At 59.7% G+C, this 20,908-nt stretch carries 19 protein-coding genes and 2 pseudogenes; 12 read left to right on the top strand and 9 right to left on the bottom strand.

The window, feature by feature from the left end:
- The first annotated feature begins 153 nt into the window (after positions 1-153).
- Positions 154-2,157, top strand: a complete 2,004-nt coding sequence (locus tag C9413_RS03210) for an EAL domain-containing protein (RefSeq protein WP_063856030.1) — start codon at positions 154-156, stop codon at positions 2,155-2,157.
- A 229-nt stretch (positions 2,158-2,386) separates the two neighbouring features.
- On the opposite strand, the gene C9413_RS03205 is transcribed toward C9413_RS03210, so the two are convergent.
- Positions 2,387-3,250, bottom strand: a complete 864-nt coding sequence (locus tag C9413_RS03205; protein WP_040116231.1) for an alpha/beta hydrolase — start codon at positions 3,248-3,250, stop codon at positions 2,387-2,389.
- Between the two features lie 257 nt (positions 3,251-3,507).
- On the opposite strand from C9413_RS03205, the gene C9413_RS03200 reads away from it, so the two are divergent.
- The 9 genes from C9413_RS03200 (at position 3,508) to C9413_RS03160 (ending at position 12,255) form a co-directional block, all read left to right on the top strand.
- Complete coding sequence (locus C9413_RS03200) at positions 3,508-4,422, top strand: metal ABC transporter substrate-binding protein (protein WP_040116230.1); 915 nt, start codon at positions 3,508-3,510, stop codon at positions 4,420-4,422.
- Positions 4,419-5,321: a manganese/iron ABC transporter ATP-binding protein gene (locus tag C9413_RS03195; protein WP_040116229.1), complete on the top strand. Its 903-nt coding sequence runs from the start codon at positions 4,419-4,421 to the stop codon at positions 5,319-5,321. Before C9413_RS03200 ends, C9413_RS03195 begins: the two co-directional genes overlap by 4 nt.
- Entirely contained in the window at positions 5,318-6,178 is an 861-nt protein-coding gene (locus C9413_RS03190; protein WP_040116228.1) for a metal ABC transporter permease, read from the top strand. Before C9413_RS03195 ends, C9413_RS03190 begins: the two co-directional genes overlap by 4 nt.
- Positions 6,175-7,014: a metal ABC transporter permease gene (locus C9413_RS03185; RefSeq protein ID WP_040116227.1), complete on the top strand. Its 840-nt coding sequence runs from the start codon at positions 6,175-6,177 to the stop codon at positions 7,012-7,014. The genes C9413_RS03190 and C9413_RS03185 overlap by 4 nt, the downstream gene beginning before the upstream one ends.
- A gap of 209 nt (positions 7,015-7,223) precedes the next feature.
- A complete protein-coding gene (locus tag C9413_RS03180; RefSeq protein ID WP_040116226.1) occupies positions 7,224-8,054 on the top strand; it encodes a metallophosphoesterase in 831 nt (276 codons plus the stop codon).
- Positions 8,051-9,214, top strand: coding sequence for an ABC transporter ATP-binding protein (locus C9413_RS03175; protein WP_170250178.1), 1,164 nt, complete (start codon positions 8,051-8,053; stop codon positions 9,212-9,214). Before C9413_RS03180 ends, C9413_RS03175 begins: the two co-directional genes overlap by 4 nt.
- Complete coding sequence (locus C9413_RS03170; RefSeq protein ID WP_040116224.1) at positions 9,207-10,130, top strand: sugar ABC transporter permease; 924 nt, start codon at positions 9,207-9,209, stop codon at positions 10,128-10,130. Before C9413_RS03175 ends, C9413_RS03170 begins: the two co-directional genes overlap by 8 nt.
- The gene (locus C9413_RS03165) at positions 10,127-10,963 is read left to right on the top strand and encodes a carbohydrate ABC transporter permease (RefSeq protein ID WP_040116223.1); all 837 of its coding nucleotides are present in this window, start codon (positions 10,127-10,129) and stop codon (positions 10,961-10,963) included. Before C9413_RS03170 ends, C9413_RS03165 begins: the two co-directional genes overlap by 4 nt.
- 26 nt (positions 10,964-10,989) lie before the next feature.
- On the top strand, positions 10,990-12,255 hold the full coding sequence (locus C9413_RS03160) for an ABC transporter substrate-binding protein (RefSeq protein ID WP_040116222.1): 1,266 nt from the start codon (positions 10,990-10,992) through the stop codon (positions 12,253-12,255).
- Between the two features lie 50 nt (positions 12,256-12,305).
- Here the strand turns inward: C9413_RS03160 and C9413_RS03155 are convergent, their stop codons facing one another.
- The 3 genes from C9413_RS03155 to C9413_RS03145 form a co-directional block, all read right to left on the bottom strand.
- Positions 12,306-13,301 carry a substrate-binding domain-containing protein gene (locus C9413_RS03155; RefSeq protein WP_040116221.1) on the bottom strand — a complete coding sequence of 332 codons (996 nt, stop codon included), beginning with the start codon at positions 13,299-13,301 and terminating at the stop codon, positions 12,306-12,308.
- Between the two features lie 314 nt (positions 13,302-13,615).
- On the bottom strand, positions 13,616-14,737 hold the full coding sequence (locus tag C9413_RS03150; RefSeq protein WP_040116220.1) for a DNA alkylation repair protein: 1,122 nt from the start codon (positions 14,735-14,737) through the stop codon (positions 13,616-13,618).
- A 1-nt stretch (position 14,738) separates the two neighbouring features.
- Positions 14,739-15,062: a hypothetical protein gene (locus C9413_RS03145; protein WP_052451886.1), complete on the bottom strand. Its 324-nt coding sequence runs from the start codon at positions 15,060-15,062 to the stop codon at positions 14,739-14,741.
- A gap of 69 nt (positions 15,063-15,131) precedes the next feature.
- Between C9413_RS03145 and C9413_RS03140 the strand changes: the two genes are divergently transcribed.
- Together C9413_RS03140 and C9413_RS03135 are read left to right on the top strand one after the other, a co-directional pair.
- The gene (locus tag C9413_RS03140; RefSeq protein WP_040116219.1) at positions 15,132-15,866 is read left to right on the top strand and encodes a WYL domain-containing protein; all 735 of its coding nucleotides are present in this window, start codon (positions 15,132-15,134) and stop codon (positions 15,864-15,866) included.
- Between the two features lie 340 nt (positions 15,867-16,206).
- The gene (locus C9413_RS03135) at positions 16,207-16,884 is read left to right on the top strand and encodes a DUF2161 domain-containing phosphodiesterase (protein ID WP_040116218.1); all 678 of its coding nucleotides are present in this window, start codon (positions 16,207-16,209) and stop codon (positions 16,882-16,884) included.
- Positions 16,885-17,188: 304 nt separating this feature from the next.
- Here C9413_RS03135 and C9413_RS34390 read toward each other — a convergent pair.
- The 5 genes and pseudogenes from C9413_RS34390 to C9413_RS03110 all read right to left on the bottom strand — a co-directional run.
- Positions 17,189-17,491 (bottom strand): annotated as a pseudogene (locus tag C9413_RS34390) (DUF982 domain-containing protein); the annotation flags it as partial.
- Positions 17,492-17,566: 75 nt separating this feature from the next.
- Positions 17,567-17,851: a hypothetical protein gene (locus C9413_RS03125; protein WP_052451940.1), complete on the bottom strand. Its 285-nt coding sequence runs from the start codon at positions 17,849-17,851 to the stop codon at positions 17,567-17,569.
- Positions 17,852-17,921: 70 nt separating this feature from the next.
- Complete coding sequence (locus tag C9413_RS03120; protein ID WP_040116217.1) at positions 17,922-18,899, bottom strand: ThiF family adenylyltransferase; 978 nt, start codon at positions 18,897-18,899, stop codon at positions 17,922-17,924.
- On the bottom strand, positions 18,899-20,482 hold the full coding sequence (locus tag C9413_RS03115) for an HEXXH motif-containing putative peptide modification protein (RefSeq protein WP_040116216.1): 1,584 nt from the start codon (positions 20,480-20,482) through the stop codon (positions 18,899-18,901). Before C9413_RS03115 ends, C9413_RS03120 begins: the two co-directional genes overlap by 1 nt.
- A 118-nt stretch (positions 20,483-20,600) precedes the next feature.
- Positions 20,601-20,908, bottom strand: a pseudogene (locus C9413_RS03110) (peptidase S8); the annotation flags it as partial.

Raw genomic sequence — 20,908 nt, 5'->3', positions numbered from 1 at the left:
CTTGTGCCGGCATGGGTCTTAACCAAAACTTCATCGGCAATAACTATCGTCGCGACAACCTTGGCCGTGCCATCTGCAATGACAGCAAATTGTTTCGACGTCGCGGAAGCGGACGGAAACCCTTCAATTTCGATGAGTTCGGGTGAACCGTGCATGAGGCACACGCTGGCAGAAGTCGAGACAACGCTCATCGCGCAGGAAAAGACTCATCAGTCCTGCGATCTGCGCGCTCTCTATCTCGAACAGGGCGATCAGCGTCGCAGAACATCGACCCGCGCTGGCCTTTGGTTGGCAGTCACGGTCTATCTGATGTTCTTCGTGACCGACCTGCTGCTTGTTCCCGATGTGGCGATCTTCACCATAATCGCGCGGGTGATCGTCGGGCTCGGAGCCTTGCTCGTGCTTGAAGTTCAACTTCGGCGAGGCGTTCGTACCAACTGCCTCGATCTGACATGCGCGGCCGCCTTGGTCCTGGGCTATGCGGGATGGGTCATTCCGACACTGTTGACGACAAGAGTTGAAAGTCTGTCCTACTATATGGTGTTCGGCGCGATCTTCATGATGGGCGCGAACCTCTTCTTCAGCTTTCGCTTTGCATTATCGGTCATCGCATCCAGCCTGGTGCTGGCGATTTTCCTTGCGTCGCTTGCAGTCTTCAGTCCCGGACCTTCCTACGATCTCGCTTTCGTGACGTTCTACTTGTCGTGCTTCACATTCACCTCCTATGTGAATTGGAAGCTTAACAAGGAACGCTTCAACGTCTTCCTTAACGCGCATGAGGCGGATCTCCAGCACCAGGAAGCCTCGGAGCGGGGAAAAGCACTTCTCAGGCTGTCGAATACCGACCCATTGACCGGACTGGAAAATCGAAGGGCCGTCGACCAGCAGTTGCGTGACTTTTGGGAAAAATGGCAAACGCAGGGGATCGAATTTGCCACGTTTCTGATCGATGTCGATTTCTTCAAAAAGTATAATGACTTCTATGGTCATCAGGAGGGGGACAGATGCCTCATCGCCGTGGCGACGGCTCTTGACGACGCCGTGGCGCCCATAGGGGCAACGATTGGACGTTACGGCGGCGAGGAATTCATCGTCATCGCGGCCCTGCGGAACGACGTGGAGGCTGCGGATCTGGCTGAAAAACTCCGTCGCACCGTCGAAGACCTTAAAATTGCGCACGGGCAGCGTCTTGACGGGGTGCCGGTGGTGACGGTCAGCGTTGGCGCGGCAGTGACAAGACCAGAATCTGGTTCGAAACTTGAGAAGATCATCAACGAAGCGGATCGCGCGCTTTACTCGGCGAAAGCAAACGGCCGCAATTGCGCAGAACTTTTCGATCCGAACGATCCTCAAAGCGGTGACGAAACGGCGCACATAGCTGCGCTTTTGAAGGTTGCCGTAGCTCAGAAGCTCGTCTCCCTTGTCTATCAGCCGATTCAAGAGGTCGAAAGTGGCAACGTGCATGCGGTTGAGGCTCTCATGCGACTGAGCATGCCTGACGGCACTGCAGCGCCGCCAAGCCTCTTCATTCCGGTAGCGGAGCGATCCGGTGCGATAATGGAACTTGGCTATTGGGCGCTACGCACCGTTTGCAGGGAACTGCTGGCTGCAAATCATATCGAGCTCGTGAGCGTGAATGTTTCGCCGATCCAGTTGAGAGCACCTGGTTTTGCCTCCTGCGTCGCCGCCGTCCTTTCCGAGACCGGCGTGATGGGGGCAAGGATCGCGTTCGAGATAACCGAGGGGCTTGAGCTGGAAATGCATTCGGATGTTATCCGTTGCATTAGCGACCTGAAAGCGCTTGGCATCAAGATTTGGCTGGACGACTTTGGGACCGGCTTTGCGGGTCTCTCCTGGCTTCGCCTGATCGACTTCGACACCGTCAAGATTGATCGATCCTTCCTTCACGACAGCGATACTGCGCGTGGAAGAGCCATGCTGCGCGATATAATCCGGCTCATCCGCAATCGTGGGCATCGCATTCTTATCGAAGGCGTCGAAACGGAAGAACAGCTCGAGCTGATGCGGGAATGCCGAATTGACGATGTTCAGGGATTCCACGTGGGACGACCCGTTCCAGCCTCGGAATTTGCGCGCCGACCCTTGGGGGTGACCACGCCCGATGATGATCTGGCCTACAGCGCGCAAGCCTCCTGATCCAGCCCTTTTGCTTTACGGTGATAAGGTCGATTTTCCATGCCGGATGGCACAGCGGCTTGTGATGCGGTTCACTCAGCCTCGTTTCACTAACCGCGAAAAAATCTTGCGGCCGGTGGGCTGGATGCGAAGGCTTGCCATGGTGGGCCTTCGCATCAGCTGACATGCACGTTCACGATTGGCTGCTAATTGCTTCGAGGGGAGCTTGCGACTGGCATCGATGCCTACCCTAGTCGAACATGCCCTTCGGCGTCTCGCCCTTCAAGAAGGGCTCGATGAAGGCGTGCAGCAGCTCCGACTGGTTGATGACAGCCGTGTGTGACGTCGCCGGCATGACGGCGAGGCGCGAGGCCGGCAGCGGCTTGCCCATGTCGCCCATAGTGCCGCCGCCGAGCAGCCGGAACATGGCAACGGAATGTTCGAGGGTTGCAACGTCGGCGTCGCCAGTGACGATCAGCACCGGCGTCTTCACCGCCTTGACGTCAGCTTCCCATGCCATCGGCTCGTGTTCGAGCGCGATCAGCTTCTTGACCAGGGCAGGAAAACCGTCGGGATTGGCGGCAAGCTTGCGATAGTCCGCGGCAAACGGCATGCCGACAAACATTTCCACCGTCATTTGCGGGATGAAGGCCGTGAACTCCGGCTGCCAGCCCTCAGCATCATAGGCGACGGAGGCGGCGATCAGCTTGTTCACCTTTTTCGGATGGCGGATGGCAACTTGCAGCCCGGCGGCCGCACCCATGGAGTAGCCGAATATATCGGCCTTCTTGAGGCCGACGGCGTCCATAAAGGCTGCCACGTCGTCGGCCAGGTTGGGATAGGTGATCGGCCGGTCGATGTCGGTGGTGCGGCCGTGCCCCTGAAGTTCGAGGGCGTAGACCTTGTGGGTTTCGGCAAGCTTCGGGATAATTGCTCCCATGGAAGGGATGTTCATATAGGCGCCGTGCAGTACCACCAGCGGATCGCCAACGCCGGACACTTCGTAATAGATCTGCATGCCGTTGACCTTAACGCGGTTGCCCGCCGGTTGGGCCTCGGCAAGGAGGGAGCTGGTGACAAACAGGGCTGCTGAAATCAGGGCTGCGCGGAACATGGGTCTTTCCTCTCTATCGCGTGCGTTTCGCCAATGCTGATGATAAGACGAAGGTCCCTTGCGCAATCCGACAGGCCAGGGTTCGAAATTTTTCCGGATAATCGGGCGGCAGCGCCGTGGTAGATACCGCCGCCCCCTTCAGGCTCGCAGATTAAATTTCACGAAGCTTTCATAATTGCGAATAAGTCGCACTTGCAAAAATGGACAGCTTTCCATAAGACTGCATATGCAAATCATTCGCAGCAAGGAGCATGGGCATGTTGAAACGGGTAGGACACTTGTTGGCCGGATTGATCGCGGCAGCAATCGTGTCGGTTGCAGCGATGCCGGCAGCGGCTCAGGAGAAGTTCAAGGCGGTGACGACATTTACGGTCATCGCCGACATGGCCAAAAACGTGGCGGGCGATGCCGCCATCGTGGAATCGATCACGAAACCGGGTGCGGAGATCCACAATTATTCGCCGACACCCGGTGACATACAAAGGGCGCAGGGCGCTCAACTTATCCTCTGGAACGGCCTTAATCTCGAGCGCTGGTTCGAAAGGTTTTTCGTCAATCTCCGTGACGTTCCGGGTGTCGTCGTCTCTGAAGGCGTTCAACCGATGAGCATTTCCGAAGGTCCGTATACCGGCAAGCCCAACCCGCATGCCTGGATGTCGCCGAACAATGCCCTGATCTATGTCGACAACATCCGCAACGCCTTCGTCAAGTACGATCCAAAGAACGCCGCAGTCTACGAGGCAAACGCTGCCGCCTACAAAGAGAAGATCGAGGCGACCATTACGCCGATCCGAGAAAAGCTTGCGCAGATTCCCGAGGACAAGCGCTGGCTGGTATCGAGCGAGGGCGCCTTTTCCTATCTCGCCCGTGACTTTGCCCTGAAGGAACTCTATCTCTGGCCGATCAATGCCGATCAGCAGGGAACACCGCAACAGGTCCGCAAGGTGATCGATGCCATCGATGCCAACAAGATCGTTGCGGTTTTCAGCGAGAGCACGGTGTCCGACAAGCCGGCCAGGCAGGTGGCGCGCGAGACCGGCGTTCATTACGGCGGCGTGCTCTATGTGGATTCCCTCAGCGAGGAGGACGGGCCTGTGCCAACCTATATCGATCTGCTTCGCGTAACCTCCGATACTGTCGAAAAGGGCCTTGTCGAGGGCCTGTCGCAATGAATGAGCCGCTCAGCAATCTCGCCCGTCCCGCGTCTTTCGATGCGGGATCGGGCATTGCGGTGAAAAGCGCCACCGTCACCTACCGCAACGGCCATACTGGGCTTTGGGATGCGAGTTTCCAGATCCCGATGGGCACGATCACCGCGCTGGTCGGGGTCAACGGCTCCGGCAAGTCGACGTTGTTCAAGTCGATCATGGGATTCGTGCGTCTGGCCAAGGGCGACATTAGAGTGCTCGGAATGTCAGTCGGTGAGGCGCTGCGCAAGAACCTCGTCGCCTACGTGCCGCAAAGCGAGGAGGTCGATTGGGATTTTCCAGTCTTGGTCGAGGACGTTGTCATGATGGGTCGCTACGGCCACATGGGCATGATGCGCATTCCGAAGGCGGCCGATCACGCTGCGGTGTCATCGGCACTCGCACGCGTCAACATGAGCGACTTCCGCACGCGCCAGATCGGCGAGCTGTCGGGCGGGCAGAAGAAGCGCGTTTTCCTGGCCCGTGCGCTCGCCCAGGACGGCCGTGTCATCCTGCTCGACGAGCCCTTCACCGGCGTCGACGTCAAGACCGAGGACCAGATCATCGCATTGCTTCGCGAGTTGCGCGACGAGGGCCGGGTCATGCTCGTTTCCACACACAATCTCGGCTCGGTGCCTGAATTCTGCGACCGCACCGTGCTCGTCAAAGGCACAGTGCTCGCCCATGGCACGACTGCCGAGACTTTCACGCAGGCAAATCTTGAAAAGGCCTTTGGCGGCGTGCTGCGCCACTTCTTGCTGACCGAGGCTAAGGATGGCCAGTCACATCCGATCGATGTGATGACCGACGACGAACGCCCGCTCGTGCTGCAAGACGGCCGGTTCGTCGCGCACGAGCCACGGGGTAATGGAGGCTCGCGCTGATGGCCTTCCTCATTGAGCCTTTCACCTATGAATACATGCTCAACGCCATGTGGGTGTCGGCTCTGGTCGGCGGTGTCTGCGCGTTTTTGTCCTGCTACCTGATGCTCAAGGGCTGGTCACTGATCGGCGATGCGCTTTCCCATTCCATCGTCCCCGGGGTAGCCGGCGCCTATATGCTGGGCCTGCCCTTTTCGGTCGGCGCATTCTTCTCCGGCGGCCTTGCCGCCGCCGCGATGCTCTTCCTCAACCAGCGCACGAGGCTGAAAGAGGACGCCATTATCGGCCTGATCTTCTCTTCCTTTTTCGGGCTCGGCCTCTTCATGGTGTCCCTGTCGCCGACCTCGGTGAACGTCCAGACCATCGTGCTCGGCAACATTCTCGCCATCACGCCGGAGGACACTCTCCAGCTCGCCGTCATCGGTTTTGTCTCGCTCGCCGTCCTTCTCGTCAAATGGAAGGATCTCATGGTCACCTTCTTCGACGAGACCTATGCACGGTCGATCGGCCTCAATCCCACTGCGCTCAAGATCATGTTCTTCACGCTGCTTTCGGCATCGACGGTCGCCGCCCTCCAGACGGTCGGTGCTTTCCTCGTCATCTGTATGGTGGTGACCCCGGGCGCTACTGCCTATCTGCTGACCGACCGCTTCCCCCGGCTGCTCGCGATCGCCGTCGTCATTGGCGCGGCGACCAGTTTCGTCGGTGCGTATGCGAGTTATTTCCTGGACGGCGCAACTGGCGGCATCATCGTCGTGCTGCAGACCCTCCTCTTCCTTGCCGCCTTCTTCCTTGCCCCTAAACACGGAATGCTGGCGGCGCGTCGCAGGGCGGCCGAAGTTCACGAGGCCCGTCAATGAATATCCTTGAGACTTTGGTTTCGCCTTTCCAGTTCGGCTTTATGGTCAACGCGCTGGTCATCTCGATGCTTGTGGCCGTGCCGACCGCGCTACTTTCCTGCTTTCTCGTGGTCAAGGGCTGGTCATTGCTGGGTGATGCCATCTCCCATGCTGTTTTTCCTGGCGTGGTCATCGCGTATATCATCGGCATCCCTTTTGCAGTCGGCGCCTTCGTCACCGGCATGTTCTGTGCGGTTGCCACTGGCTTTTTGAAAGACAACAGCCGCATCAAGCAGGATACGGTGATGGGTATCGTGTTTTCCGGCATGTTCGGCTTCGGCCTGGTGCTCTACGTCAAAATCCAGTCCGAGGTGCATCTCGATCACATATTGTTTGGGGACATGCTGGGCGTTGGCTGGCGCGACATTGCCGAGGCGGCCGTCATTGCGGCATTGACCGCGGGCATCATCGGTATCAAGTGGAAGGATTTCCTTCTGCATGCATTCGATCCGGCCCAGGCAAGGGCCGTCGGCCTTCGGGTCAACCTGTTGCACTACGGCTTGCTCTGCCTGATTTCGCTGACCGTTGTCGGTGCATTGAAGGCGGTCGGAATTATCCTCGCCATCGCGATGCTCATTGCACCGGGCGCTATTGCCTTCCTGCTGACGCGCCGCTTCAGCAGGATGCTCATCCTGTCGGTGGTCATTGCCTTAATCGCCTCGAGTGCGGGAATCTATCTATCTTTTTTCATCGATAGCGCACCGGCTCCGACCATCGTTTTGATGCTCTCCATCCTGTTTACGGCGGCCTTTATCGTCACCGTTAGGACGAAGCGGTCGCAGGCCACATTGCAATAGGTCGATGCGGGATAGATCAGAACAGCGTGGGGTCTCTCTTTCTGAGCCTTAGAAGACACGATGCTTCATGACGGATTGATGACAAAACTGAAAAACAGCTGAAAACAGCCGCTGCCTATTTGACATGGGAGCCTTTTAGAGAGGTCGCCAAGAAGCGCCGCTCGTTCAAAAGGAACGTTTGACGCTTCCCTCACCCGAAGGCGCGCCCCATGAAAATCATTCAGATCACCGATACGCATTTCAGCCCGAACAAGCCGCATTTCAACGGTAATTGGGCGCCGCTTTTGACATGGATCGAGGAAACCGGTGCCGATCTGATCATCCATACCGGCGATCTTAGCGTCGACGGCGCGGATCTGGACGAGGACATCATCTTTTCGATGGACCTCATGCGTCAGGCTTCCATCCCGATGCTCATCGTTCCGGGTAACCACGATGTCGGCGATCTCCCAGGCTCGCGTCAGCCGGTCAATACTGAGCGGCTTCAGCGCTGGCGGCGGCTGGCCGGTGAGGATCGATGGCTGGAAGACGCAGGTTCCTGGCGCTTCGTCGGCCTCAATTCGCTGCTGCTCGGCCATGAGGATGACGAGGAGGAAGCGCAATTCGAATGGCTCCGCAATGCTTTGGAAGACCGGGGCGGCCGTCGCGTTGCGCTTTTTGCGCACAAGCCGCTTTTCGTCGACGAGCCGCATGAAGGCGATACCGGTTACTGGAGCGTAAGGCCGTCCCAGCGCCGCCGGCTTTACGACCTGATCGCCGCACATGACGTCGCGCTCTTTGCCAGCGGCCATCTGCACTGGGCCTGGCAGGGACGCTTTAAACAGACAGCGCTGACATGGGGACCGTCGGCCGCCTTCATCATCGACAAGATGGAGCGCGAAATGCCGGGCAAGCGCCTGATCGGCGCCGTTGTCCACGAATTCGGCGACGATGCCGAAAGCCGCACCGTCGCGGTTCCCGGCATGACCGCGCATGTGCTCGACGACGTCGTGCACGAGGTCTATCCGCATGCGGCAAAGGCGCAGGAGCTGGCCGAATGAGTGCGCTTTCGCTCCGCGGCATCACGAAGTCCTTCGGCGGCAGCAAAATCCTCAAGGGCGTGAGCCTCGATGCGCAGTCCGGCGAGTTCATCGCGCTTGTCGGTCCTTCAGGCTGCGGCAAGAGCACCCTTTTGCGTATCCTTGCCGGTCTCGAGCATGCAGACGAGGGCGAAATTGCGATCGGCGGGCGCGACGTGTCGGCGATGGCAGCGGCCGACCGCAATATCGCGATGGTCTTTCAATCCTACGCGCTCTACCCGCACCTGACGGCATCGCAAAACATCGCCGTCCCGCTTGCCATGCGCCGGCTCTCAAGAACCCAGCGTCTGCCATTCATGGGGCCGCTGACGCCCGGCCAGCGCACGATCCGTGCAAGCATTGAGCGTGACGTCAGGGAGATGGCGAAATCGTTGAAGATCGACCATTTGCTGGACCGCAAGCCTGGGCAGATGTCCGGGGGCCAGCGGCAGCGCGTGGCCCTTGCCCGCGCCATGGTCCGCCAACCAAGCGTTTTCTTGATGGACGAGCCGCTTTCCAATCTTGACGCAAATCTGCGCGTCCATGCGCGCGGCGAAATCGTCGAGCTGCATCGCCGCGCCGGCGTACCCACCGTCTATGTCACGCACGACCAGGCGGAGGCTCTCTCGATGGCGGACCGCCTCGCCGTGATGATCGGCGGCAATCTTCTGCAGCTCGCGAGTCCGCAAGTAATCTACGATGACCCAGCGCATATCGAGGTTGCCTGCTTCATAGGCCAGCCGCGCATCAACCTGCTGCCGGCGGTTGCGGAAGGCGGTATCGTCGCCTTTGGCGGAATTCGCCTGGCGCTTAAGACCATGGCGCAGTCGAAAGCTTCGGTCACCATCGCCATTCGCCCAGAATTCGTTCACCTTGTCGAGAGCAGGCATGACGGGCTTCCCGCGTGCATCGAGCGGATCGAATTCCTGGGATCAGAGGTCATTATCTACTGCCGGCTGGACGCGATCGGCGAGACAATGATCGTCAAGCTTTCGCCGGCGCGGGCCGCCGGTCTTTCAGTCGGCGCCCCTGTCGGACTTCAGCTCTCATGCGATCGCGCCATGGTCTTCGCCGAAGACGGCTCGCGGCTGCGCAGGGTCGTTGCTGTAGCGGATGCTGGACGGGAGAAGGCGCATGGCTAGTGTCACATCCATGGCCATGCCGGGAGATCCGGCCGCAGCGCATCGCCTGAGCGAAGCCCGCATTGCCTGGATGCTGGCGCTGCCTGCGATCGTGTTGCTTTTCCTCTTCGTGCTTCTTCCGGTCGTTGCCGTCATCATACTCGGCTTCACCGACTTCGAACTCGGCTATGGAACGTTCCGTTTCGTCGGTTTGGAAAACTACGCTGACCTGATCACCGATCGCACCTTTCGCAGGTCGCTGTGGAACACGGCGGTCTACACGGCAATCGTCGCGCCGGTCTCGATCTGCCTTGGGCTCGCCATTGCGATGCTGATCGAAAGCGAGACTGCGGCGCGCAGTTTCTTTCGCACCGCATATTTCCTGCCTGTCGCCTCGCTGATCGTCGCCATGGCGACCGTCTGGCAGTATATGTTCCATCCGACGATCGGCCCGCTCAACGGGCTGCTTTCGCTTGTCGGCCTTTCCGGCCCGAACTGGCTCGGCAGCTCCGGAACGGTGCTCTACAGCCTATCGATCATCGGCGTCTGGCAATCGGTGGGCTTCAATATGGTGCTCTTCCTGGCTGGCCTGACGGCGATCCCGCGTGAGCTCTATGCCGCAGCCGAGGTGGACGGCGCCAGATCCGCAGTCGACCGTTTCTTTCTGGTCACCTGGCCGATGCTCGGCCCGACGACGCTCTTTGTCATCACCATCAGCATCACCAACGCCGTTAAGGTTTTCGAGACGGTCAAGACGCTGACCGAAGGTGGTCCGAACAAAGCCTCGGAGGTGCTGCTCTTCACCATCTACCAGGAAGGCTTCGTCTACCTGCGCGTCGGCTATGCCTCGGCGATGACGGTCGTCTTTCTCGCAATCCTCGTCGTGCTGATGTTCCTGCAGTATCGCCTTCTTGACCGCCGGGTCCATTACACATGACGACGAGCGCCTTTCCTTTCGGCAGACTTATCCGTCTAGCACTGCTTTGTCTTGGCGCCATTGTGTTTTTGGCACCCTACGTCTTCATGATCTCCACCGCCGGCAAGGCGCAGAGCGATATTTTCACCTCATCTCTGTCGCTGGTCCCCGAGCACTTCAACTATGTGCAGAACTTCACCAAGGCGCTGAGCCGCGTGCCGATGGGAAGGCTGCTGTGGAACGGGGTCGTCGTCTGCGGGCTGATCTTCTTCTTCCAGGTGCTGGTCGCGATCCCCTGCGCCTATGCTATGGCGAAGCTCCGCTTCCGCGCCGCACGAATGATGATGGTCTTGGTCATGCTCGGCCTTCTGGTGCCGATTCACGCAACCGCCTTGCCGCTCTATGTGGCCTTCGACCGCACTTCGCTGCTCAACAGCTATGCCGTCCTTGTCGCCCCCTTTACGATTTCGGTTTTCGCGATCTTCATGTTTTTGCAGTTCTTTCGCGCCATGCCGGATGATCTCATCCATGCCGCCCGGCTCGACGGCATGTCGGAACTCGGTATCGTCGCCCGAGTGATTGTTCCCAACGCCTGGCCTGCAGTGACCGCGTTTGCGATCTTTTCGGTCGTCGCCCACTGGAACGATCTTTATTGGCCGCTGGTCGTCATCAGCAGGCAGGATTTTGCGACGCCGCCGCTCGGTCTGATGTATTTCCGCGCCGCCGAAGCCGGCGACGACTACGGCGCGCTGATGGCGGCAACACTGACCATTACCCTTCCCCTCGTAGCCGTCTTTCTGCTGGCGCAGAAGCGTTTCGTCGAGGGCATCACCATGACCGGTCTTAAAGGCTGACCGGTTCTAACAAAGGAGAACGAGCGATGAAACATATCACCAAGCTTCTCGCCGCAGCGGCTGTATCCATGGCAATTTCGCTTCCGGCTCGTGCCGAAACAGCGCTGACGGTTCACTACCCCATGCCCGGCTTCTTCAAGGACGTGATGGACACGATCTCGAAGAAGTTCATGGAAGAAAATCCGGATATAAAGATCCAGTTCGCAAGCCCGTCTGCAACTTACGAAGAAGGTATCCAAACGGTCCTTCGTCAGGTCGGCACCAGCGAATTGCCCGACGTCACATTCGTCGGCCTCAATCGCCTGCGCATGCTAAGCGAGCGTAACGTCGGTCTTGATCTGAGCCCGCTCGTCCAAAAGGACGGGAACATGGCCGAGCAGGGTTTCTCCGACACGATCCTGAAGCTTGCGCAAGTCAACGGCAAGCAGGTCGGTCTCGCCTTTGCGACCTCCAATCCGATCATGTACTACAATGCCGATCTCGTGAAGGCAGCCGGCGGCGATCCGGACAATCCGCCGAAGACCTGGGACGAAGTCATTGCGCTTGGCGGCAAGATCAAGGCGCTCGGCAACGGCGTTGACGGCATCGATTTCCGCTGGCAGGGCGACGACTGGATGTTTTCGGCTCTGCTTTTTGGCGCCGGCGGCCAGATGCTGAACGAGGATGAGAGCAAGGTTGCGTTCAGTGGCCCGGAAGGTCAGAAGGCCGTCGAGACCCTGCACCGCATGGTCACTGAAGGCGGCATGCCGGTCTTCACCAAAGCTGCCGGTGAACAGGCCTTTGCCGCCGGCAAGGTCGGATTTGAATTCCAGACGACCGGCGCGTTGCGCAACACGATCAAGAATGTCGGCAACAAGTTCGATCTGCGCACGGCTAAGATCCCGCTGATCGATCCGGTCAACGGGCGCCTGCCGACGGGCGGCAACGCCGTGGTCATCCTGACGCAGGATGAAGCAAAGCAGGACGCCGCATGGAAGTTCGCCAAGTTCGCCGCCGGCCCCTATGGCGCTTCTGTCGTCGTTCCAGGGACGGGTTATGTTCCGAACAACGAACTTGCCGCCAAGTCGGTCGAATATCTCGGCGATTTCTATAAGCAGAACCCGCTCTTCCAGGCGGGCTTGAGCCAGATGCCGGTGATGGTGCCTTGGTATGCCTTCCCAGGCAGCAAAGGCGTGAAGGTCACGCAGACGATCGTCGACAACCTTTCGCGCATCGTCGATGGCTCTGCCGAGCCGAAGGAAGCGCTCGACGACGCAGCCGACGACGTTCAGGGCATGCTGCCGCGCAGCTGAGCCGTTCGCCTCAGCACGAAGCCGTCGCATCGCACATGCGGCGGCTTTTACTATGACGGATCTTGAGTGAGATCGCGTACCGTTCCACCTTTGCGCAGCGTATAGGCAACATCGAGATGGCGGGCAGGGGCGGCGTTCTCGGCGATATCGAGGAGCAGGGAGGCCGCCGTCGCTCCCATGCTGGCATCGGGCATCTCGATCGTCGTCAGGGGCGGGTCCATCAGCCGGCCGATTGCGATACCGTCGAAGCCGGCGACGGAAACGTCCCGGGGCACCGAGAAGCCCTCGCGCCTGAGCGCGCCGATAGCGCCGAAGGCAAGAAGATCATTGGAGGCGATGATCGCTGTCGGCGAAAACGTGGCCATTGCCTCGCGCAGATCGAGCTCCTCATAACCGCTGACAAACGGGATCTCGACCGCATCCAGCGGCGTAAGGCCCCTTTCATGCATGGCGTCGACATGACCGGCATAACGGAATCTAGCTCTGTCGGAGGCGACGAAATTTCCCGAAACGAAGAGGATCTGTCGGTGTCCCATAGCGATCAGAAACTCGGTAAGTTCGCGTCCGGCGCGGCGGTTGTCGGCCGTGACCGCAGCGGGAAATCGCTGCGTCGGCATGTTGTTGAGGAGAACCGTCGGCGGCAGGGACGGCAGAAGGGCGGCACTTGTCAGCGGATCGCAGACGGTAAGGATCAGGCCAGTTGGACGGTCGTTCAAGAGTGACGCAACGGCGTCGGCCTCGCGCCCAGGATCATAATTGGACTGGGCGATTACAACCCCGTGACCGGCGACCAGCATGCGATTTTGAATGCTGGAAAGCGATGAGGCAAAAACCGGATTGGTTATGCTCGGTATGAGGACGCCGACAACCGGGCGTTGCCCAAGCTTCCCAGCGGTAGGTCCCGCCGGCCGATAACCGAGTTCGGCTGCTGCCCGGCGCACCTTGCGCACCATTCCGTCGCTGACGGGTCCATTGCGGTTTAAGACCCGACTGGCGGTTGCAAGCGAACACCCCGCGCGAAAAGCCACCTGTTGCAGGGTGGTCATGAAATGCTCCGCAATATGACGTCATCGAAAATCCCGCGCCACCAGTACCATGAATCCGATTTTGATGCGTGATGCAAATCGCATGGCTGCGCTGACAAAATTGGGTCCTTGGCAGCCTCTGTTGAATAATGCTCGCAGGATTGGAACCGGCACCAAGCCCGATGAGCCGGGTCGCTTTGCCCCGGCGTCTCGCCTCATTTCCAACTAGCTCGGCAGGTTTTTTCCAAAGCGACGATATTTCGATCGCCGCATAAACACGTCAGCAAGACCGGGTGGTTTTCCGATCGAATGCAACACGAATGCGCTTCGGCCCGTCATGACACGAGTTCGAACTCCGCGACCTCCGTGTCCGCACCGTTGATTCTCAGCCCGATCCGATGGACGCCGTCGTAGTATTTTCGGGTGGTGATCTCAGCGAAACGATGTGCCCGTCGGAACCGGCGGATTTCGCCGGGCCCTAACGAGAATGCCGAGCCTTTGAACACCTTCGGTGCAAGGGAACCATTGGCCTTTCGGAAATGCACCACATAGTCCACGGTGAGTTCCTGGGTATGGTCGGCGGTCGACGTGATTTCCACGGCGAATCGAAGCGTGTCCGGCATGGTGATGGCCCGGCTGGAGAGTTCGAGCGCGCCACATAGCAGTCTCGCCGGATAGCGTCCGAAGGCTGCCAGGATCCGGGCATCGCCGCTCTTGATCAGTGAGCGGCTGGCATGCCGCAGGAGCGATCGCCTCTGCGGACTGGCGTCGACCATCCAACGCTCCGCGATCTCAGCGAGGAGACCCGGGTGGTCCTTCGAAATGTCGTTGAGGTGGTTGGCGACCGAACGACGCACATAGGGCTCCGGATCGTCGCGTAACGCCTGAAGGATCGGCAGAACGGGGGACGGATCGTTCATCAGCGAAGACAGCCGCATTGCCCAAGGCAGACGAGGCCGCGTGCCTTCTGACACGAGTCTCCGCACGTGCCTGTTCGAGTCGAAAATCCACCGTGACATGATTTCGAGAGCGGCTGCCTGGTCCTCGATCAGAAAATACCTGATGGCGAACTCGGACGTGAACCGCTTGGTCATCTGACGAAGGGTTTCGAGGCTTCCGGTGAAGTCGCCGGTCCCATGCTGACCGACGACAAGCGTGAGGGGAAGGACAGCCCAACCGCAGAGCCCCAGCCTGTCCGATTCCTTGTCGACGTGGTCGAATTCGTCCGGATGCAGCATGGCAAGCAGAATAGCATGCCGCGCGGTGCGATCGATCGGAAGCACGCGGACCAAATGGTCCGCAATCAGCTGGGAACGTTCCTTCAATTCCAGCGCCGGCAGCGCCTGGAGAACCGCCCGCTGGAATGCGGCTTCGTCGAACCCTTCGAGGTGATGTTTCAGATGGAAGGCGATCCAGCCGACGAGATCGGATGAAAAGAGATTCTTCAGAGGTTCCATTTCAGTGCTCGCCGTACGTTGCGAGCGTGGTGAAATGCCGAAGGCCCCGGGTGGGGTCGGCGCCGTCCATGTCCATGAGCGCGAAACAGGCTGCACATTCCGGCGAAATGACGGCGGCGGCCATGATTGCGTCTGCGTCGGCCTGGCTGCGCCAACGCACGAGGTTCGCATGCTCTGCATCTGCCTGTTTGAGAAGTTCACGGCGCATGAAACCGTCCGTGCCCCGGAGGAGATTCTGGGCTGCATCCGAGGCAGCGATGAGACCCGCCTCAGTGACCCCTAGCTTGAGGCGGATGGCGGCAATTTCGACGATGGGTTTGGACATAAGGCGTCTCCAATGTTGCTCTGGAACCGACTTAGTAGAATATATGCCATTATATGTCATATTAGATCGATGAACCGCGCCTGCACCTCTGATCGTCTGGAACGACTCGATCTCCTTGCGAGCCGCCTGAAAGCGGATGAGGCGATGACTCTCGCCAACCTGGCCGTGGAATTTCGCGTCAGCGTCAGGACGCTGGCACGCGACCTGTCCATCCTGCGGGAGAGGGGCCTTCCGGTTGAGACTGAGCGTGGCCGTGGAGGAGGCGTCCGCCTGGATCGCCATTGGGGCGTCGGTCGGCTTTCGCTCACCTACAGGGAGGCTGTCGACCTCCTTGCCAGCCTAGCGATCGCCGAGCAGCTGCAGTCGCCTTGGCTGATCGCCAATCTGGATTCCATTCGACGGAAGCTGAGCGCATCGTTCTCGCCGTCCCTCAAGGACAGGATATCGGGTCTAAGGAAACGTATTCTGGTCGGGCGTCCCGCGTCGGCGATGGTGCTCCAGGGCTTTGCCGCCCCCGCGCTGGATCGCGGCGATCTACTCACGGCATTCCTCGAACTGCGGGTCCTCAGAATTGTTTACGAGGATGCGACGAGGCGTCTCTCCGACCGGATCATCGAGCCGCAGCTTCTGCTCCTCAATTATCCTGTCTGGTATGTCATCGCCTGGGATCTGTCGCGGCAGGCGGTTCGCAGCTTCAGATGTGATCGCATCGCTGCGGCCGATTTACGAGAAGAGACCTTCCGGTTGCGCCCGGCCGGTGACTTCGCAGAGGCGATCGACGGCATAGAGGCGATCAGTCCATGACAGACAAGCGCCATGCGATCGGCATGCCGGCTGAAGGCGAGAAAAGCTGCTTCCCAAAGGCTGCTCGTTGCAGATTTCATCTGGTGAACGATACCGGAAGCCGAGTAGTCGTGCTTGACGGTCATGCCCGCAATAGCGGGGCGGCTCGCATTCGTTCAAGAACATGTTCCAATGCCGCGGCGAAGTCTCTGGCCGATGGTTGCAGGGATGCGTTGGCCGGTGGTGGCGCACTCCACGCCCACGCCATTTGATTGCGTCGGCGGCGGCGATGGATACGGTGTCCCTTGCGGGCGGACCGACGTAATTTATGAAACGATTCTCCGCTTCAACCTGCAGGCATATGGAAACTTCGCTTTATCTGCCTGTCAAAGGCTTTCTGGAAAAGGCAGGTTACGTCGTCAAGGGCGAAGTTGGCGGGTGCGATCTCGTCGGCTTGAGCGATGACGAGCCGCCTGTAATCGTGATTTGCGAGTTAAAACTGAGCTTCAATCTGGAGCTCATACTGCAGGCAGTCGATCGCGCAGCTGCCGCGGACGAGGTCTGGATCGCGGCGCGAGTCTCGGCTAAGGGAAAGGGTCGAGAGGCCGACAAACGCTACCGCGATCTTTGCCGCAGGCTCGGGATCGGCATGCTCGGCATTTCCGATGCCGGCGACGTCAGCGTTATCGTCGGCTCCGTATCGCCGATGCCGCGAACCAATCCGAAACGGCGTTCAAGGCTCGTGCGTGAACACCAGAGACGACGCGGCGATCCGTCAGTAGGCGGGAGTACGCGCGCACCGGTCATGACCGCGTACCGCCAGCAGGCGCTCGGCTGTGCGGCAGCGCTGGCGTCAGGACCGCTGCGCGTGCGCGACATCAGATCCAGCGCACCGGATGCTGGAAAGATCTTGCTTTCGAATGTCTATGGCTGGTTTGAGCGGCTTGATCGAGGCGTCTACGGCTTGACAGACGCGGGGCGGGAGGCACTGCGGCGGTGGCCGCAGGACATCCCGGGCACAATCGCCGCGCCGGCCTGATTTCTGTTCCACAATGGAGCTTTACGCAGCTCAATCGAAAACATGGGCCGTAGTTCGGGGCCACTCAAGGCGAGCGAAAGTTGCATCTTTCCCCCGCCTTCTCATCTGGCTGGATCGACGCCAGCGGAATTTGAAACCCAACTTGCCCAGCAGGCGGGGCAGTTTCGCCTTCACTCGAAGCCCCCGTATTTCCGATCAATACCTTTTTGGTTCGCCCCGACCATTTTCGCTGCCGACGCCGGCGCACTGATGGCGGTAGCCGAAGCGGTTCGATGGGCGCGGGATTGCGATGAGCGCATGCGCGGCGGACCTCGCTGACTGGATAGATCCTAAGGATACCCAGGTGGTGATCAGTCGTGATCTCCGCGATACCGGCTTCATATGCGGCGCGGACGATCGCCTCGTGCAAGTTCTCGGGCTCGGTTTTTCCGGTAAGGACCTCCAAACAGGTTCTCACTGCCGTCAAGAACTCCTCACCATCGTCGGTGGGCCATTCCTTCAGCAACAGTTGGGCAGCCTCGTGTGCGGTACGGACCACCTTGCGATCCTTGCCTTCCGCGAAAGCAAGAATTATCGTTGGGAACCTTCTCAACATATCGAATTTCATTGCCCCTGAACTCCGCCGGACAGCCAATGTGAATCCCGTGCTATGGTTTGAACCGGGATCGACTACACATGCTCGTCAACCATCTTCCGCGTCGTTTCGACAAAAACGTCGCGTGTCCTCCCATTGGTGGGAAGGTGGGGGCGTCCTCATTGCCTCTTCCTTTCCATCTCCTCTGATAGGGTTGGCCAGTTTAGTTTCCATCTCACGGGCTGCCGTCCGAAGAACTCGCTTGAATTCTTCGGAGGTCACGCCATCGGCGCGCATCACCATTGCGATCAGTGGATCACGAAGCGCTTCGGATATGGTCAGCTCATCGTTCTTTCCGCCAGCTGCCCCGACATAGCCGATGACTGAGCACAGCGCGAGCGACCGCGGCTCCGAATTTGTCGCAGCCGGATGGATGGCATCAGCGATTTCGATATGATCCATATCAGTGCCTCTCGTAGCGGCGAAACAGGCGCGCACATTCAAGGTTTTTGGAAAGACAACGGAACTCTGCCTGATTGCTTTTGAGGTCCAATCTCCATTGGCGTCCCCGTGATGCGGAGTGCTTAGAAAGGCAGTCTTCGGTGATCTGCGACACGGCAAGGCCAGCGATAAATGCGTTGTCGGCAGCCGCCGGTGGGGCGAGAAAGCTGTCGTCGGTTGCGATCTGGGCGGCGCAATGGCAGACGGGACGTGCGTCTTCATGCACTGCGACCGAGGGACCTGCCATGCAATAGGCCCCGGAGCGGCCGACATGCAGGTGGGCCGGCAGGCGGGCTTTCGATGCGTGGCAGGCCGTCAGGAACTCTTGGGCCGGATGAGAATCGTCGCCGGCAAGAACGACGAACGGATTGCGAGCGTAATCTGCGATTAATCGGAGCGCTGCGGCCCCTTCCGCAAATTCCGGCAGCGCGAAGACATTGGCCGAGAAACACGCGGCCAGATAGGTCGCCAGCTTGTCCGTCTTCAGACAGCCGAGATCAGCTTTGCTTGCCCATGGCAGATGGTTCAAGTTGTTCTCGTCGATACGATCGGGATCCACGAGGAGGAAATGGCGCGCGCCGCAGGCTGCAAGCTGGATGGCAATCTGCGAGCCCAGGCCGCCGCATCCGATGATGGCGAAGTCGATTCCGCGAAACCTTGCGAAGCCGCGTTGCCGATGGCAAAGAGGCGTGAGGAGGGCGTCGTCGTGATCGACCGCGGCGGAGACATATTCGTCCTCAGGCGGCACATTGGAACCCTCCAACGCGCCGCCGAACGCAGACCTAGTAACAGCGGGGCACTGTTCCTCGACAGCATCGGTACGATTGCCGGTGAACAGAGCCCCCCTGCCGCCCCACCCAAGGCTGTGGGCGAAGAAGTTCGGGAAGTCGACGGGCGCACGGACTGCCGCTGTCAATCGCCTAGACCGATAATTGATCATCACATCGCCTCCATTTCGCTGGGCGCGATTCCGCGGATCGTGGCGGCGTAGCGACCGTAATCCTTGCCCACCGCATGGTCGGCTGCCTTCGGGATCACGTGGAATTTTCCGTCGTACCAGAGGCTGACATTATCGCCGCTGGCATCGATCTCTCGCCGGCCCAGCCGAGGATCGATCGGCTCCTCGCCGCGCAGGAGCATCTGTCCGATATCCCAGGCTTGGCGATCGAGAACTCGCTGGCGCTCGGCAAGATGGGCCTGGCGGTGTGCGACAGGCTCTTCGGCAAGCAACTGACCCACGAGGTCGAGGATCCGGCCACTCCAGGAAGGAATGGCGGCGATGTCTGGGAGGTCGAGGAGGACATCGCCGCCGAGACGTTCGATTCCTTTCCGAGCGATGTCGATGAGCGGGACTTGCCGCGCGGCATAGGTGATTATGAATCCCGTTTTGCGGGCGCGGCGCTCAGGATCCGCCTCGGTGGATAGGCATGCCATGCGCATGGCGCACTCCCAGGGAATGGTGTAGGCCGTATGCAGGATGCTCTCGAGCGTCTGTAGGTCGTTTTTGTATGGGGAAACATATTTGAACTCCCCAGGCAGGGATGCCGCCGCAGAGGTGGTATAAAACCCAAGCAGGATATTTCCCGCCGCGTGAAGCAGTTGGGCCGCTGTGGCGGCATGATCGCCGTCGCGCAATCTCTCTCTGGAAAGAGCGATGAGCGCGCTGCCCGGCAATTCGTTCGAGCTCGAAAAGGAACACTGCGGTTCGCGCCGCACGCCAACGTGAAGCGTGTGCAGGCCGGCGATCAGACGCTGATAGCCGCACTCGTCCAATTCCGCGATTAATGCGAAGGCCTTCTCCAGATGGTCGGCGATGCGATCCAATTCCGCATCGTCCGTGATGGGGCGGTCGGACCCGGGATAGTCCGGCATGCATTGGCGGAGGAGGGCTTGCATGATAGGGCTTCGCGCCGGGCTTTCGATGCGGACGAGGCCGATGCCGCAAGAGAGCCGGCACGCCGGCTGACGTTCGAGTTCAAGATCCGATGCGATCAGATCCGGCTGCAGATAACCGCTGACGACTTGCACATCGGGACGGGCTGCCTGCCATTCCAGACTGCGCGCGAGCCCACCCATCCAGGCTGCAAGCGCGGATGAACGGTAAGGGTCGGCACCGACCGGTCCGGCAACCGCTGGCGGAAGCTCCAGCAGACGAGTGTATCCGCCATCTGCAAGATCGGGGAAATAACCTGCTAGCGCCGCTATCCCGACCGAACAATCGGCGAGCTTCGAAGCCGCCGCAAGCGTGCGGCCATACTGGAAGCGTCGCTTCAAAAGGGTGCGAGTTGCCACGCGCTGCAGGGAGACAGTACTTGCCATCAGGGGATTGCGCTTGAGCAGGAGACGCGCCTCATCTGCTAGTTCTTGTATACGGGACGTGGACATCGGCAGCCTCCGTGGGTTAGTCTTCGGACGGATCAAGATTGCATCTCTGGCGAAAATGCCGGAGTTCGGGACGGCTTCGTCCGGCATCGGAACGTTGCGCGTCGTCGTTAGAGAGGCACTATTCCCCAAGGGCGTCATTCGCCCGCCAGTCCCGCGTTAAAAATCCGTAAAAACCACCTAAACAAAGAAAATGCCTCCTCGATCGAGGAGACTCCTCGATCGAGGAGGCTTAAATTGGAAAACGCATGCGCAGCGGTCAGATCGCCAGAGCCGCCTGTACCGCCGCCCGCGCATTCGGCAGGCCTGACCCGAAGAAATAGGCTGCGTCGAGAGCGTCCTCGCTTTCTGCATTCATGCAATCCGCCGTCAGTTTCCTCGTTCCGGGTGCGACAATGGCGTCCAGGCGGGACGCGGCTTTCAGAATGGACTTGACATGAGGACCCGAGAGGCGGTCACCGGGATTGTGGGGGCCCATTGAAGGCCGCGGGATGAGAGGCGCTAAGTCCCCCACCTGCGGCGACGGTCCCGAGGGCGCGCCGCAGGTGGTGTGATAACCCCCGCCCA

The sequence above is a fragment of the Rhizobium sp. SEMIA 4085 genome (assembly GCF_013004495.1).
GTDB lineage: Bacteria > Pseudomonadota > Alphaproteobacteria > Rhizobiales > Rhizobiaceae > Rhizobium > Rhizobium gallicum.
Note: the sequence above shows the minus strand (reverse complement) of the source record. Positions and strands in the feature narration are given on the sequence as shown.